Source organism: Gardnerella sp. KA00771 (assembly GCF_049244045.1).
GTDB lineage: Bacteria > Actinomycetota > Actinomycetes > Actinomycetales > Bifidobacteriaceae > Bifidobacterium > Bifidobacterium swidsinskii.
Genome location: NZ_CP058368.1, coordinates 1,079,961 through 1,094,583, shown reverse-complemented (window position 1 = coordinate 1,094,583; position 14,623 = coordinate 1,079,961). Strand labels below are relative to the sequence as shown.

8 protein-coding genes and 1 tRNA gene are annotated in these 14,623 nt (G+C 41.6%); 2 read left to right on the top strand and 7 right to left on the bottom strand.

Translation table 11 applies throughout. From position 1 onward, the window contains the following. Window positions 1-42: 42 nt before the first annotated feature. The 6 genes from purD to purT form a co-directional block, all read right to left on the bottom strand. Complete coding sequence (gene purD / locus HXT57_RS04655; RefSeq protein WP_421779377.1) at window positions 43-1,314, bottom strand: phosphoribosylamine--glycine ligase; 1,272 nt, start codon at window positions 1,312-1,314, stop codon at window positions 43-45. 71 nt (window positions 1,315-1,385) lie between these two features. Continuing rightward, window positions 1,386-2,420 (bottom strand): phosphoribosylformylglycinamidine cyclo-ligase, encoded by a 1,035-nt coding sequence (gene purM, locus HXT57_RS04650; protein ID WP_421779375.1) that lies wholly within the window; start codon window positions 2,418-2,420, stop codon window positions 1,386-1,388. Window positions 2,421-2,516: 96 nt separating this feature from the next. Further along, window positions 2,517-4,004 (bottom strand): amidophosphoribosyltransferase, encoded by a 1,488-nt coding sequence (gene purF / locus HXT57_RS04645; protein ID WP_421782741.1) that lies wholly within the window; start codon window positions 4,002-4,004, stop codon window positions 2,517-2,519. A gap of 82 nt (window positions 4,005-4,086) precedes the next feature. Then, window positions 4,087-7,842: a phosphoribosylformylglycinamidine synthase gene (locus tag HXT57_RS04640; RefSeq protein ID WP_421782740.1), complete on the bottom strand. Its 3,756-nt coding sequence runs from the start codon at window positions 7,840-7,842 to the stop codon at window positions 4,087-4,089. Window positions 7,843-7,985: 143 nt separating this feature from the next. After that, entirely contained in the window at window positions 7,986-8,768 is a 783-nt protein-coding gene (gene purC / locus HXT57_RS04635) for a phosphoribosylaminoimidazolesuccinocarboxamide synthase (RefSeq protein WP_421783461.1), read from the bottom strand. A gap of 175 nt (window positions 8,769-8,943) precedes the next feature. Beyond that, on the bottom strand, window positions 8,944-10,227 hold the full coding sequence (purT, locus tag HXT57_RS04630) for a formate-dependent phosphoribosylglycinamide formyltransferase (protein ID WP_421783459.1): 1,284 nt from the start codon (window positions 10,225-10,227) through the stop codon (window positions 8,944-8,946). Between the two features lie 140 nt (window positions 10,228-10,367). Between purT and HXT57_RS04625 the strand changes: the two genes are divergently transcribed. Continuing rightward, window positions 10,368-10,443: transfer RNA gene (locus HXT57_RS04625), tRNA-His, on the top strand. Between the two features lie 175 nt (window positions 10,444-10,618). Here the strand turns inward: HXT57_RS04625 and HXT57_RS04620 are convergent. Then, on the bottom strand, window positions 10,619-10,804 hold the full coding sequence (locus tag HXT57_RS04620; RefSeq protein WP_076002948.1) for a hypothetical protein: 186 nt from the start codon (window positions 10,802-10,804) through the stop codon (window positions 10,619-10,621). Window positions 10,805-10,903: 99 nt separating this feature from the next. Here HXT57_RS04620 and HXT57_RS04615 point away from each other — a divergent pair, with 99 nt between their 5' ends. Then, a complete protein-coding gene (locus HXT57_RS04615) occupies window positions 10,904-14,623 on the top strand; it encodes a Rib/alpha-like domain-containing protein (protein WP_421783457.1) in 3,720 nt (1,239 codons plus the stop codon).

Genomic DNA, 14,623 nt, shown 5'->3' with positions numbered 1-14,623 from the left:
TTGATTTGCAATTTGTTAATGAAAACTATATCAATTAACAAACTATTTTAAGGCTTTAGATGCGATATCATGTCTAAAGAACATGTGTGGAAGATTAAGCTTATTTAATATGCTGTAGACGTTGTTTTGAGCGTCTTTTACGTCATCTCCATGCACTTGCACAAGAGCTACTCTACCTGAAGAAGTAAGAAGTTTGCCGCTTTCTTCATCGCTTTTTACTCCTGCATAATACACGTGCTGACCTTGATTTTCGTCAACAGGAATTTGAGGAAAGGGAGTTCCGGTAACTAAAGTGCCAGGGTAGCCTTCGCTTGCAATAATTACGCCGAGCGTAACACCGTTATTTTTCCAAGTAAAAGTTGGGCTTTTATGTCGCAAAATATTCCATATAGCTGCACCAAAATCTGAAGTAAGGCGAGGAAGCACAACTTCTGTTTCTGGGTCTCCAAAACGAGCATTAAACTCAATAACTTTAGGACCTGTTGCTGTATCAATTAAGCCAGCATAAAGCACGCCAGTAAAAGGCGTACCCTCTTTAGCTAGTCCTTCAACAGTTGGGCGCACAATTTCGTCGATAGCACGCTGAACTGTTTCGTCGCTAATTTGCGGCACAGGGCTATAAGCTCCCATGCCTCCAGTATTTGGTCCTTTGTCTCCGTCATAAGCACGCTTGTGATCTTGAGAAATAGGCATAACCCAAAAATCAGTTCCGCTTACAAAACTCATAAGCGAAAACTCTTGACCTTGCAAAAATTCTTCAATAACAACTTTTGCTCCAGCTTGACCAAAACGATGATCTACGAAGATATCATCCAAAGCATCAATTGCTGTTTGCTCATCCATAGCAACAGTAACGCCTTTTCCAGCAGCCAAACCATCCGCTTTAATAACAATTGGAGCACCATGCTCAAGAACGTATGCGCGTGCCGGCTCCAAAGCGTCAAATGTTTTGTAGGAGGCAGTTGGAACGTTGTGACGAGCCATAAGCTTTTTTGCGAAATCTTTAGAGCCTTCAATTTGAGCTGCGGCTTTGTTTGGACCAAAAGCGGCAATTCCATGCGCTTCAAAATCGTCAACAATGCCATTCATAAGGGGAACTTCAGGACCAATGAACGCAAAATCGTAGTTATTGTCTTTAACGAACTTAATAAGAGCGTCATGATCTGATTGACTTATGTTTGCAGTTTGAATGCCATCTGCTGCAATACCAGGATTTCCAGGAGCAACAGTTACTTCTTCAACGCTTTCTCCTTTAAGTAGCGCGTGTGCAATAGCGTGTTCGCGAGCGCCAGAACCAACTACTAAAACTTTCATTTTTAATCCTTTATTGCTTTAAGATTTCGCTGTCTACTGTTTTGCAGCTTTATATTTTGCTGTTTTGTGGATTACAACAATTCGACTGCAACGTTTTCGCGCTTAGCCATTTTGCCAATAATATAAGCTGTTTCGTTATGCTCGTCTAGTATTCGCATTGCCTCGTCTGCTTTGTTTTCGTCAACTGCCAAAACCATGCCAATACCCATATTAAAAACGTTGAACATTTCAGCGTGAGCAACTTTTCCAGCTTTTTCAATAACTCCAAAAATAGGTGGAACGCTCCAGCTAGTGGTATCAATTTTTGCAGCCAAATCATCTGCGTACATGCGTGGAACATTTTCAATAAATCCGCCGCCTGTAATATGAGCAACTCCCTTAATAAGATGTTCTGCAAAAAGTGGCTTTAAAGCTTTTACGTAGATTCGAGTAGGTTCAAGAAGAACTTCGCCAAGTGTCTTGCCGCCAAGCTCATCTAGCTTGGTGTCAACGCTAAAACCTGCTTCTTCAAACAAAGCTTTGCGAACAAGAGAGAATCCATTTGAATGAACTCCTGAAGAAGGAAGTCCGATAAGCACGTCGCCGGCAGTAATAGTGGAGCCGTCAACAATATTCGAACGTTCTGCAACGCCTACTGCAAAACCTGCAAGATCGTACTCGTCTTCGTCATACATTCCAGGCATTTCAGCAGTTTCGCCGCCAATTAAACCTGCTTCAGATTGCACGCAACCATCTGCAACGCCTGAAACTACCTGCTCAAGTATTTCAGGATTGTTTTTTCCGCATGCAATATAATCGAGGAAGAAAAGCGGCTCGGCACCTTGAGCTGCAATATCGTTTACGCACATTGCAACGCAATCAATGCCAATAGTGTTATGCTTATTCATCATTTTTGCAATCACAAGCTTGGTTCCAACGCCATCCGTGCCAGAAATCAGCACTGGCTCTTTGTAACCAAGAGATGCCAAATCAAATAAGCCGCCAAATCCGCCAATGCCACCTACAACGCCTGGGCGCTTTGTGCGATTTACATGAGATTTAATACGACGTACTACTTCGTATCCTGCTTCTACGCTTACGCCAGCTTCTTCATATGCGTGTGGCATATTGGTTCCTTTCGTAACAATGTTATAAGTATTTTCTTAAGTTTTATTTATAAATTGCAATGAACAATTTAATTAATAAATAATCAAGTTATTAAGTTATATAAGATTTTCGTGTGAATATTTACTGTGCTTCCTTACTTCTTGCAAATGTTCGCGTTCTTCAGGAGTAAGGGAAGCCAAGAATTCTTCGCCATAATCGTCTAGTGCAGTAGGGTAGTCGCCATTAAAGTAAGCAACGCACAAACCGCCATAAGGAGCAGGCTTTTTTAATCCAATCGACTCGACTAATCCATCTAAAGACAAAAATGCTAAGGAATCAGCATCGATATACTCGCGAATTTCTTCAACTGAATGCTTTGCTGCAATAAGTTCCTTCGTAGTTTGAATATCGATACCGTAGAAGCAAGGATATTTAAGCGGAGGGGAAGAAATACGCATATGCACTTCTTTAGCGCCAGCTTCTCGAAGCAATTGCACAATGCGCTTAGAAGTAGTTCCGCGAACAATCGAATCGTCAATAACGATAACGCGTTTTCCTGCAACCACACCACGAACAGCAGAAAGTTTCATACGAACGCCTTGCTCGCGTAATTCTTGTGTCGGTTGAATAAAAGTGCGTGCAACATATTGGTTTTTAATCAATCCCATTTCGTTTGGAATTCCGCTTGTTTCAGCGTATCCTGCAGCAGCAGAAAGTGAAGAATTAGGTACTCCAATAACCATATCTGCTTCAACAGGAGATTCTTTAGCCAAACGCGCACCCATACGCTTTCGCACAGAATGAACATTAATACCGTAAATATTAGAATCTGGGCGAGCGAAATAAATAAATTCCATTGAGCATACTGCATGCTGTACATGCTTCGTATATTGCTCAATAGTGTAGCCATCGTCATTAATAACAATGATTTCGCCAGGCTCAATATCGCGAATAAACTCTGCTCGCACAATATCAAGCGCACAAGTTTCAGAAGCGAGCACGTATGCGCCGTTCTTCATACGACCAAGCGAAAGAGGGCGGAAACCATTTGGATCAGTCGCTCCGATTAGTGCATCTTGAGTAAGTAATAAGTAAGCAAAACCGCCATGAACAGTTTGTAAAGCTTCTTTTAGGCGATCCATAAAAGTTGCTTTACTGGAGTGGCGAATCAAATGCATCAATATTTCAGTATCAGAATTTGAGTGGAATATTGAGCCTTTATCTTCCAAGGAATTACGTAGGCTAGTGCAATTTGTCAAATTTCCGTTATGAGCAAGAGCTACGTCTCCATCGTGGAAACGGAATAGGAAAGGCTGAATGTTATCAACGCTTCCAGAACCTGCAGTAGCATATCGCACGTGACCGATAGCCCTGTTTCCAGTAAGACGATTCATAACTTGTTCATTGCTAAATACTTGAGTTAGCAATCCCAATCCGCGATACCCATGCAATTTGCCATTGTTGTTAGATACAATGCCGGCACCTTCTTGTCCTCGATGCTGTAGCGCATGAAGTCCAAAATATGTCAGCCTAGCTGCATCTTGATGACCCCACACACCAAATACGCCGCATTCTTCGTGAATATCTTCAAGTTCTGCAGACATTCATACCCCCTAATAATCGATGATTGTAATCGTCGAATTTTGTAGTTATTTTGATACAAGTCTTGCAACTGTAAACTAAAGCTCATGCAGTGAAATATTCAACGCCAGCTTCAAACAATGGTTGCTCGTGGAAATCAGGAATATTGACATACAAGTCACGACCTGCGCGCTCGCAATGTCCCATTTTTCCAAAAACTCGACCGTCTGGGCTTGTAATACCTTCTACTGACATCATTGAGCCGTTAGGATTTACGTTTAAGCTCATACTTGGTACGCCATTGCTGTCAACATATTGTGTAGCTATTTGACCGTTTTTAATAAGCTTTTCCATAACTTCGTTAGTAGCAATAAAGCGACCTTCTCCATGAGAAATTGCAACAGTATGCATGTCTCCAACTTGCGTATTTGCTAACCATGGTGAAAGATTTGAAGCAACTCTAGTGCGAACAATCCTACTTTGGTGTCTGCCAATAGTGTTGTAGGTAAGAGTTGGGCAGTTAGAATCCATAGGAACAATATCTCCAAAAGGAACCAAGCCCAGCTTAATAAGCGCTTGGAAGCCATTGCAAATTCCAAGCATTAAACCGTCACGATTATTAAGCAAGTCACGAACTGCGTCTGTTACTGCTGGATTCCTAAAGAATGCTGTAATGAATTTCGCAGAACCGTCCGGCTCATCGCCTCCGGAGAAGCCTCCCGGAATCATTACAATTTGACTCTTTTTAATCTCTTCAACCAATTTCTCAGCTGATTGTGCAATATCTTTTGCGCTTAAATTATTAATAATAAGCGTATGAGCGTCTGCTCCAGCTTTTTCAAAAGCAGCTTGCGTATCGTATTCGCAATTATTTCCAGGGAAAACCGGGATAATAACGCGAGGATGCGAAAGCGGCTTTAGTTTTCCTATGTGCATGTGATTTGTAGTAGAAACATTAGTTTTGTTATTAATAGTTTCTACAATCTCGCCAGGCTTTTTGTACGGGAAGATTGAGGAAAGTTCGCTTTCCCAAACCTTTTGCAAATCACTTAAATCAATTTCTTCGCTATTTGATGAAGTAATTGCGTAATTTTCAGTTGTTTCGCCAACAATCTCAACGTCAACCAAGCTTGTATTAGCTAAAGATGGAACTTCAGCGTCTTCCTTGAGTTCAACGTAGAAGCTTCCATATGCTGGCTTAAATAAATCATCGTCGCTTAAATTGTTGAATAATTTAAGACCAATATGATTTCCAAGCGTCATTTTGAATAAGCTTTCTGCGCTAGCACCGTAGCCAGGAGTAGATATAGCAAGAGCTTGCTTGTTTTTCGTAATATTTTCTACAATTTCTAGTGCTTTCAGGAAGCTTTCTTTTTCTGGAGTGATTCCGTCGGATTTATACTTTGGAGCAATACGTATAACTTTATGATTTACACCCTTAAATTCAGGTGAAACAGTTAAACGTGCGTCTCCGGTAGAAACAGCAAACGAAATCAAAGTTGGTGGCACATCCAGATTCTCAAAACTGCCGCTCATAGAATCTTTGCCGCCAATAGCGCCAACGCCAAAATCAAGCTGTGCACTTAAAGCACCAAGAACTGCTGCAGCTGGCTTTCCCCAACGCTCTGGAATATCGTGAGGCTTGCCAAAATATTCTTGCAAACTCAAGTAAGCACGTTCGCGAGTGAAACCGCTAGCTGCTAGCTTTGCCAATGATTCAACAACCGCAACATAAGCTCCAGTAAACTGATTCTTTTCCATCAAATACGGATTAAATCCCCAAGCCATTGCGGAAGCTGTGTTTGTTTCGCCAAATACTGGGAATTTAGCAACCATGGCTTGAGCAGGAGTAAGCTGGCGACGACCGCCAAAAGGCATAAGCACAGTAGCAGCGCCAATAGTAGAATCAAATCGTTCAGATAAGCCTTTATTTGAAGCAATATTAATATCCGAAACTAAGTTATGCATGCGCTTTTCTAACGGCAAATCTGACTGATTCTGCCATGGAGTTTCGTAAGATTCTCCACTTTCAATATGCAATATCTGCTGTTTTGCAGCGCCATTAGAAGCCAAGAATGCGCGGCTTAAGTCAACAATGGTTTTTCCACGCCAAGTCATTCGCATTCGTGCTTCTTCAGTAACAGTCGCTATTATTTCTGCTTCAAGATTTTCTTCACGAGCATACTTCAAAAATTCTTCAGCATCACTTGATGCAACGTCGACAGCCATGCGCTCTTGAGATTCAGAAATAGCAAGCTCAGTGCCGTCGAGACCTTCGTACTTTTTAGAAACTTTGTCGAGATTAATAGTTAAGCCGTCGGCAATTTCGCCAGTTGCGACAGAAATGCCGCCAGCGCCGAAATCGTTGCAACGCTTAATAAGTTGACAAGCATCCTTGCGTCGGAAAAGTCGTTGCAGTTTTCGCTCAATAGGAGCATTACCTTTTTGAACTTCAGCTCCGCACTCTTCAATACTTTCAACATCTTGAGCTTTAGAAGCGCCAGTTGCGCCGCCAATGCCATCTCTACCAGTGCGTCCGCCAAGAAGAATAATCACATCGCCAGGAGCTGGAGTTTCTCTGCGCACATGGTCGGCTGGGGTAGCGGCAACAACTGCACCAACCTCCATACGTTTTGCAACATAACCAGGGTGGTATAACTCGTGTACTTCGCCAGTAGCTAAACCAATCTGATTTCCGTAAGAAGAGTATCCTGCGGCAGCAGAAGTTACAATTTTTCGCTGCGGAAGCTTACCGTTTAAAGTCTCGCTAATAGGCGTGCGTGGATCTGCAGCACCAGTTACGCGCATTGCTTGATACACATAGGAGCGTCCAGAAAGAGGATCACGGATGCAGCCACCAATGCAAGTTGCAGCTCCACCGAAAGGCTCAATCTCTGTAGGATGATTATGTGTTTCGTTTTTAAACAGGAATAGCCAATCTTCGTCGTGACCGTTTACGTCCACTTTAACTTTTACTGTGCAAGCGTTGATTTCTTCTGACTCGTCCAAATTTTTAAGCTCGCCGGTATGCTTTAAGTATTTTGCGCCAATAGTTGCCATATCCATAAGGCAAATAGGCTTATTTTCGCGATTTAGTTCTTTTCGCAAATCAAGATAACGGCTAAATGCTTCTTGAACAGTGTTATCGTCAATAGAAATATCTGTAAGCTCGGTGCCAAAAGTCGTGTGACGGCAGTGGTCGGACCAGTACGTATCAATAACGCGAATTTCTGTAATAGTAGGATTTCTATGTTCTTCACGGAAATACTTCTGGCAGAACTTTGCGTCAGCCAAATCCATTGCCAAACCGCGAGTATTAATAAAGTCTTGTAATCCAGCTTCGTTTAAATCGTTAAATGAGCTAATTACTTCTACATCAGATGGTACAACTGCTTCTCGCTGTAAACTTTTTACCTCATCAAGTGAAGCTTCTCGCGCTTCAACAGGATTAATAACGTAGTGTTTAATATCGTTTAGTGCTTTTTCGTCAAGATCACCTTTTAAAGCGATTACTCTAGCAGTGCGCACTGTTGGGCGTTCGCCTTGACTAATAAGTTGAATGCATTCGCTAGCAGATTGCGCACGCTGATCGAATTGACCAGGCAAAAATTCTACAGCAAATACGTGCTCGTCGGTTTCAATAGGCAAGTAATCGTAAGTATTATCAACTGGAGGTTCGCTTAATACTGTTTGCACAGCATTGTCGAATAAATCTTTGCTGATACCTTCAACGTCATAACGGTTAATAATTCTTGCGGAAGTAATCGCGCTTATGCCAAGAATCTCCCTAAGCTCATGTAAAAGCTGTTGCGCTTGAACGTCAAAACCAGTGCGTTTTTCCACATATACGCGAAATACCACGAGAAACCTACCTTGTTGAATGTGCGGTATGAATGCAGTGTTTATTGTTGTATTGGTTTTAAATTATAAATATTAAATTATTCAAAATCACATTAAGAATGCATGTGGCTCGCACCCCCTAAAGGTACGAGCCACAACAATCATTATCGTTCTACGCAATCGTCAGGTTTGCGCACAGAGACATCCAAGCCTTCGCTTTGAGCTAAAGATGCAAGCCTATCGTAAATCTCTTCATAAGCAGGAATGATGTCGCCTAAATCGCGTCTGAACAAGTCCTTGTCCAAATGGCTTACCTCATTCGTACCAGCATTGCGCTTATCCCAAAGTCTGCAAGTATCAGGAGTTATTTCATCAGCGAGAAGAATATTACCTTGCGCGTCTACGCCCTCTTCAATCTTGAAGTCAACAAGCTGAACATCAATCTTGGAGAAAATATCCAACAAAGCATTGTTAACAGCATGAGCTTGACGAGTGACTTCTGCTATTTCTTCATCTGTTGCTAATCCAAGAGCTACAACGCCTTCTGGATTAATAAATGGATCGCCAAGCTCGTCGGACTTTACGCAGAACTCCAACAATGGCTTCTTTAAAGGTGTTCCTTCTTTAACGCTATAACGTTTTGCAAAAGAACCTGCAGCAGTATTTCGCATAATAATTTCCAGTGGGAACATGCGCATACGCTTTACAAGTTGTTCAGTATCGGAAATTCGTCCGAGGAAGTGGCTTTTTACGCCGCGCGCCTCAAGTAAATGGAATAGTAACGAAGTAATCCGGTTATTTAAACTGCCTTTACCTGCAATCTGAGCTTTCTTCAGACCGTTACCAGCTGTTGCCTGGTTCATGTATTCAACCCATAGCACATTGGTGTCATCGGTAGCATACAGTTTTTTGGCTTTGCCTTCGTACAACTTCTCAAGTTTTTCCATGATATGCCCTCTCTTATGTGCATTCACAGTTGTAGGCGCAAACCAACAATATTTGTAGGTTTACCTGACCTTTGCCAGCACGATTAGCGTAACAATTGTTACCTACAAAATTTCCCTTCGTGCATACCGTAAATTATTATCTTTTTTAACTCTTATGCCTTAATTTTCAATGTATCTAAGCATTTGTTTGTGTAGTTTTTAGCAACATGGCGATGCGTGTCGCATTTTCTCTAGCTTCTTCCTGCGTTAATCCAGTAGCTAAAGAAACTGCCATTCGTCTGTGACCATGCACAGAAGGCTTAGCAAAAATACGCAAGTTGCATCGATGATTTTCGCCAGATTGCAAAGCTTGAGCAATATTCGTAAAACCAACAGATCCTTCCGCTTTAATAACAATGGCGTGACTTGCTGCAACTTCATTATTTTTCAAAGAAAGTTCAGTATAGTTAGCTGTAATTGGGACTCCCAAAATAGCCAATGCGTGTAATGCGAATTCACTGTAGTGCTGCGAAATCATAGTTACCATGCCAGTATCGTGTGGGCGAGGTGACAATTCATTAAAAAGCAAAGAGCCATCAGTAAGCACGAATAATTCGACTCCATAAACGCCCCAACCTGTTTCGCCAGCTTCTTGCGCAATATCAGTCAAACCTTCTACAGCGCGCTTTGCAATATCTTTCGCATTAGTGCGGATCGATTCAGGAATATTTGCAGGCTGCCAAGATTCTCTATAGTCTCCGTCTTGCTGACGCTGAGCGATCGGCTCACAAGTAGTAATTCCTGCGCAAGAGCTTATTGTAAGTACTGTAAGCTCATAATCAAGCGGAGCTAAAGCTTCAACAATAACGCGTGAACACTCATTCTCATGACCAGCTGCTGCACGCCTGCCATGCTGAGCTTCATTCCAAGCTGCAAGCAAATTTTCAGAACTACGAACTATTGACTGACCGTGACCAGAAGAGCTCATAACAGGCTTAACTACACAAGGATATCCAACTTTTTTAGCTCCATCCTCTAACTCTTCATAAGATGAAGCGAAACAATACGGTGTAGTAGGCAGTCCTAAATCTTCGTGCGCAATTCTACGCAAGCGCTCGCGATCCATTGCAATCGCGGCAATATCTGAGCTAGGAACGACTTGAATATTCTTTTTAGCAGCATCTTTCAAAACTTCAGTAGCAATAGCTTCAACTTCTGGAATAATAATGTCAGGATTCACATTGGAAATAAGTTCTTGCAATTCTTGCGGATTCGACATATCTAGCACGTGGTATTCGTGAGCTATTTGCATTGCAGGAGCGTTTTTGTAGCTATCGGCAGCGCATACTAGCACGCCTAATCGCATAAGCTCAATCGCAATTTCCTTACCAAGCTCGCCTGAGCCAAGAAGAAGTGCTGTCGTGTTGTTGCTATTTGCAGTTACGCCAAAAATGCGCTGATTTTGCTCAGAAAAACTCATACACCCATTGTTGCATTTGCCATTGTCGAATAATTGATGTTGTTACTACGACGCGCCGAAGTGTGTTGCTCTGGCGGAAATCTAGAAAATCGTGTATAGTATCCCTTTGTTGTGTGATTATGTATGTTTTCACGCGCATGGTGGCTATAGCTCAGTCGGTAGAGCATCTGATTGTGGTTCAGAAGGTCGCGCGTTCAAGCCGCGTTAGCCACCCCACTTAAACGGCAGGTAAGTATCTGCCGTTTTTTGTTTTGGATTGCAATATTTTTGCCTATAACCCGCATATAACCCCGAATTTAGGAATTTTTACGAATATTAAGAAATTTGCAAATTTTACTTGAAATTTTTCATGGGGGGGGGTATAACAACATATGTGCTTAGCAGTAGTGCACTACATTATCTTGCGTTTAAGTTTTTGGCGTGAATTAGCCTGCTGATTTTGGGCATGATTGTGCTTGCTTGCGTTCGTATCGACGTTTGCTTTGGTGGTTTGTGATATTTCGCGTTCATTTGCTGCTGATAATGCAGTGTTCTGCACCCCGGGCAATACTTGTTGATTCATAAAACCAACAGGCATGAGTATTCGAGCAGCTTTTAGATTTTTGGAAATCGAGGCGTTAGAATGTTACGGCTTCATGGCTGTTTCTCTAACCTTATGCGTATAACTTGTAGTTTTATGAATCGTCATCATGCGCTTGATGATGTTAGCGGTTCTGTAACTTTACAAAAATCTAAAGGTTGCACTAAAGGGTGCTCTATTGCTAACGCTTCTAAATTGTATTACATTCGTCGCGCGGCTCTTGCGTTGATTGTTGCAGTGGCGACTATTCTTGCTGTTCTCGTTGTGTCAGCTAAGCCTGCAAGCGCTGCGCAGGTTATGTGGTCGTATGGTGGTTATGGATATTTTACTGCTAATGGTAATGGCGTTGGTAATGCTGTTGAAAATATGCATATTACGCCAACGATTACTAAGGATTCTAATGGTACTCATGTGCAGTATGAAATATATTTTAACTATGCTTTTCTTGAGCGTTTAGATTCTCAGCCTAGACAGCGTATTCCAGCGCGACCTACTTTTTATGTAGATCTTCCGAAACAGCTTATTACGGACACTATTAGAGTGAAAAGAGATAGGCGAAATGTTTACGAGAAAAAGTGGAATGACTGGTCAACTCAGAATGCTAGCGGCATCCCAGAAACAATGAAAACTTGGGATAAGAAATGGGGCTGGTCTCAAACAATTTCTCGTTGGCATTATACGTATGGCAATACAGATTTCAATGATCAATGGGAAGATACTGTTGGTGATGGTCATTTTGGCTGTGGGTATAATGTTGATTCTGAGTCTAAATTTAAGAATTACAGTTTATGCGAGATAAAGAAGTGGCATGACAATGGCGACTTTGGTATAATGCTGCGTTCGTTTGAGAGTGCTAATTCTACGACTTGCTACCGTTGGGTTATTACTGCAGATGTGCCAGATGGTACTGATATTCGTTACATGCCTATTATTGCTGGATATCAGGCTACGAATGCTGAATCTCATGAGCGTGATTATGCAGCTTATGGTCCTTATGATCATGATGGTGATGGCATACCAGATAACGTGGAGTGGGATAATAGTACCAATCCGACTAAGCCTGGTGGGTTGCATTTTGAGGAGTCGGAGGATTCGCAGCCTCGTCAAGCTTCTTCTGTGAGAGCTTATACCGATGATGGTCACTGGCAAGAGAATCCTGGTGATTACTTCAATAATAAGGGTAGTTTTGTTCCTGATTATGGTAGTGACGGTAAAAGAGGTAAACTGTACGATCATATTCCTAAGAATCTTACTTATTCTATTGATGGTAATGCTTATTTTGATAACAATAAGGGATCCAATGCTCAAGTTACTTTTGATGATCCTAATAAGCAGAAGCCAGAGCCTTTACAACAAGGTCATGCGTGGATTGACAAGTCTACAGGTAAAGTGTATTTTAACCCAGCAGACTCGCATAAAAATCATACAGTCTATATACCGATTAAAGTAACATACCCTAATCCAAATAAGTACAACTGTAATCATCCTCAGCCTTTTTCAGAGACGGTTGTCGCTAAATTCAAAGTTTGGCCTATGTCTCATTTTTATAAGCCTGTGTATCCAGATTATGATAAAAAACAGGTGCAAGCTGGAAAATCAATTACGTCGGTTCCAGAAAATAAGGGGATTACTAAAGGCGATTTTCCGAAAGGTACTAGGTTTGAGCTTGGTAAGAGTAATAAATATTCTAAACCAGTGCTTTCTTGGTCAAAAATGACTAATACTAGTACTGGTGAAGTAACTTTTACTCCGAGCAAACCTCAAGATCCTAATAATTACGATACTCCTGTAATTGCTCACTATCCTGATGGCTCAAGTAGTACGGATAATGGGCAGGTTTATGCTCACGTTAAAGTAACGCCACTTACTGTAGGCAATAACGATTTAGGTTTTTCTATTGCTGAGGGTGCAGGTATGCACGATTACGGTAGTAACTATTCCGACCGTATTACTTATGGTTCGTATCATACGGATCATTACACGAATCTTGATAAAGATAAGCAGATAGATAGTAGTAGGCTTCTTATACCTGACGCGTGGTCTGCTAACAATAAGTCTCCTATTAAATTCCGCGCTATTTGCCACGAAGAAAATAAGGATAATTATACGCTTCTTAAATGGGATGAAGTGAAAAACAAGCCTTTTGGTGAAGTTAACGGATTAAAGTTTACAGCTTTTCGTCAATGGAAGATTGCTACGGAAGACGAAGAAAACAAGTGCAGGAATAATAAAAACTGTAATCTTAATGATTTTAAATACTCGCATTTAACTAAAGACGAGGACAACACGAATACTATGGCTCGTTCTCGCGCGATTATTACCGGAACACCTAAGAAAAGCGGTAAGTATGAGTGTCGCGTGTTTGCTTTTAACAATGCTGGTAGTCTTAAGGTTTTCGATGACATAATTGCCAATGACACTGGCGGAAGTGTTGTTTATAAGAAAATGCTATTTGCTAATTATGGTACTCAGGATGAGACTAAGAATTCAAAGGGTAAAGATTGGAATGATCAAACTTTAAAGTTTAGTGTTAAAGCTTCTTACGCGCATAGGAATAATCCTAGTTACGTGCCGTTGAAAGTGAAGGCTGGTGAATATCATGCAAGCCTTACTAATGGTTATAAGAATATGACTGATGTGCCTACGAGTAAGAAAGGCGCTAATAATGCTACTCATCAGGATGATATAGAAGAAGGCGCACTTCCAGACGGCACTTGGTTCGAGTTTGATGAAGACCAGTATAAGAAAGATAATCCTGGTTGGTATAAGAAGGATAAGGATCATCCTTATGGAATGTCTTTCTACGATAATGGTCAAGACAATAAGCCTAGCGATGGTGGGAAGACTGGTAAAAACCATGGTACAGGTGATGGTTCTCACTATGGAGTGATGTCTTTTAAGCCGCTTAAGTGGCAGAAGCCTGGCGTGTATAAAATTCCTGTGATTGTACATTATCCGGACGGTTCAAAGTCTACGGATAAAGATGCTGGTAATGGCGATGGCATAAGTAAACCAAATCCAGTGTACGCGCAAGTGACAGTAGATCCTATGGAAGGCGATGATATAAAGCTTCGAGTGCTAAGGTCAGATTCTCCTGACGCACCTGATATTAGTGATGTTGATGGTAAGTTTGGAAGTGGTAACGGTCTTACCATTATGAGTGGTATGAGTCTTATGCATAGACCGTTTATTGACGCTTGGTCTACAAAAGACGTGTGGAATAGTGGTAATAAAACTGAGAAGAAAATAAGCTTGGAAGTTTTATGCGAAAATGATGACCGTGATTTTGTTTCAGAACTTGCGGGTATGAAAGCAAGCAATCCAATTACATGGAGTCATGTTGATACGTACTCCGAGCGTGAGAAGTGTAAGAATAATTCTAATTGCAACGCGCAGCATAAATTGTATAGCTATAACGCTAACGATAATCCGAATAATCCGTTCGATGCTGCTCAACGTACTACTGCTACGCTCGATGGTATTCCAGAAAAAACTGGTGACTATCAGTGCGTTGCTTGGGCTTTGAAACCAGACGCTAAGAAATCTTTTGATGATATGAGTAGTCATCATGGTGCTAAATATGATTTGTTGCATGATGTTCACGGAGATCAGTACACCAGGGGTAAAGATTACGAGTTTAAGACTTTCATGATTCACGTTGTGAAACCATTCAGTCTGCCAAAGACCGGCGGATGCGGCTGGAATGCGTCTTTGTGTGTTGTTTCTGCGATGTTGTCTAGTTTGATTGCTGCTGTGTTTGTAATGGATCAAACTAAGCGCGGACACGAGTTGCTTGGAAGGTGGCGACTCGTATGA

Excerpts from the sequence above, each read along its gene's own strand:
- purD (WP_421779377.1), bottom strand. The coding sequence starts at position 1,314 with ATGAAAGTTTTAGTAGTTGGTTCTGGCGCTCGCGAACACGCTATTGCA.
- purM (WP_421779375.1), bottom strand. The coding sequence starts at position 2,420 with ATGCCACACGCATATGAAGAAGCTGGCGTAAGCGTAGAAGCAGGATAC.
- purF (WP_421782741.1), bottom strand. The coding sequence starts at position 4,004 with ATGTCTGCAGAACTTGAAGATATTCACGAAGAATGCGGCGTATTTGGT.
- purC (WP_421783461.1), bottom strand. The coding sequence starts at position 8,768 with ATGGAAAAACTTGAGAAGTTGTACGAAGGCAAAGCCAAAAAACTGTAT.
- purT (WP_421783459.1), bottom strand. The coding sequence starts at position 10,227 with ATGAGTTTTTCTGAGCAAAATCAGCGCATTTTTGGCGTAACTGCAAAT.
- HXT57_RS04620 (WP_076002948.1), bottom strand. The coding sequence starts at position 10,804 with ATGCCTGTTGGTTTTATGAATCAACAAGTATTGCCCGGGGTGCAGAAC.
- HXT57_RS04615 (WP_421783457.1), top strand. The coding sequence starts at position 10,904 with ATGAATCGTCATCATGCGCTTGATGATGTTAGCGGTTCTGTAACTTTA.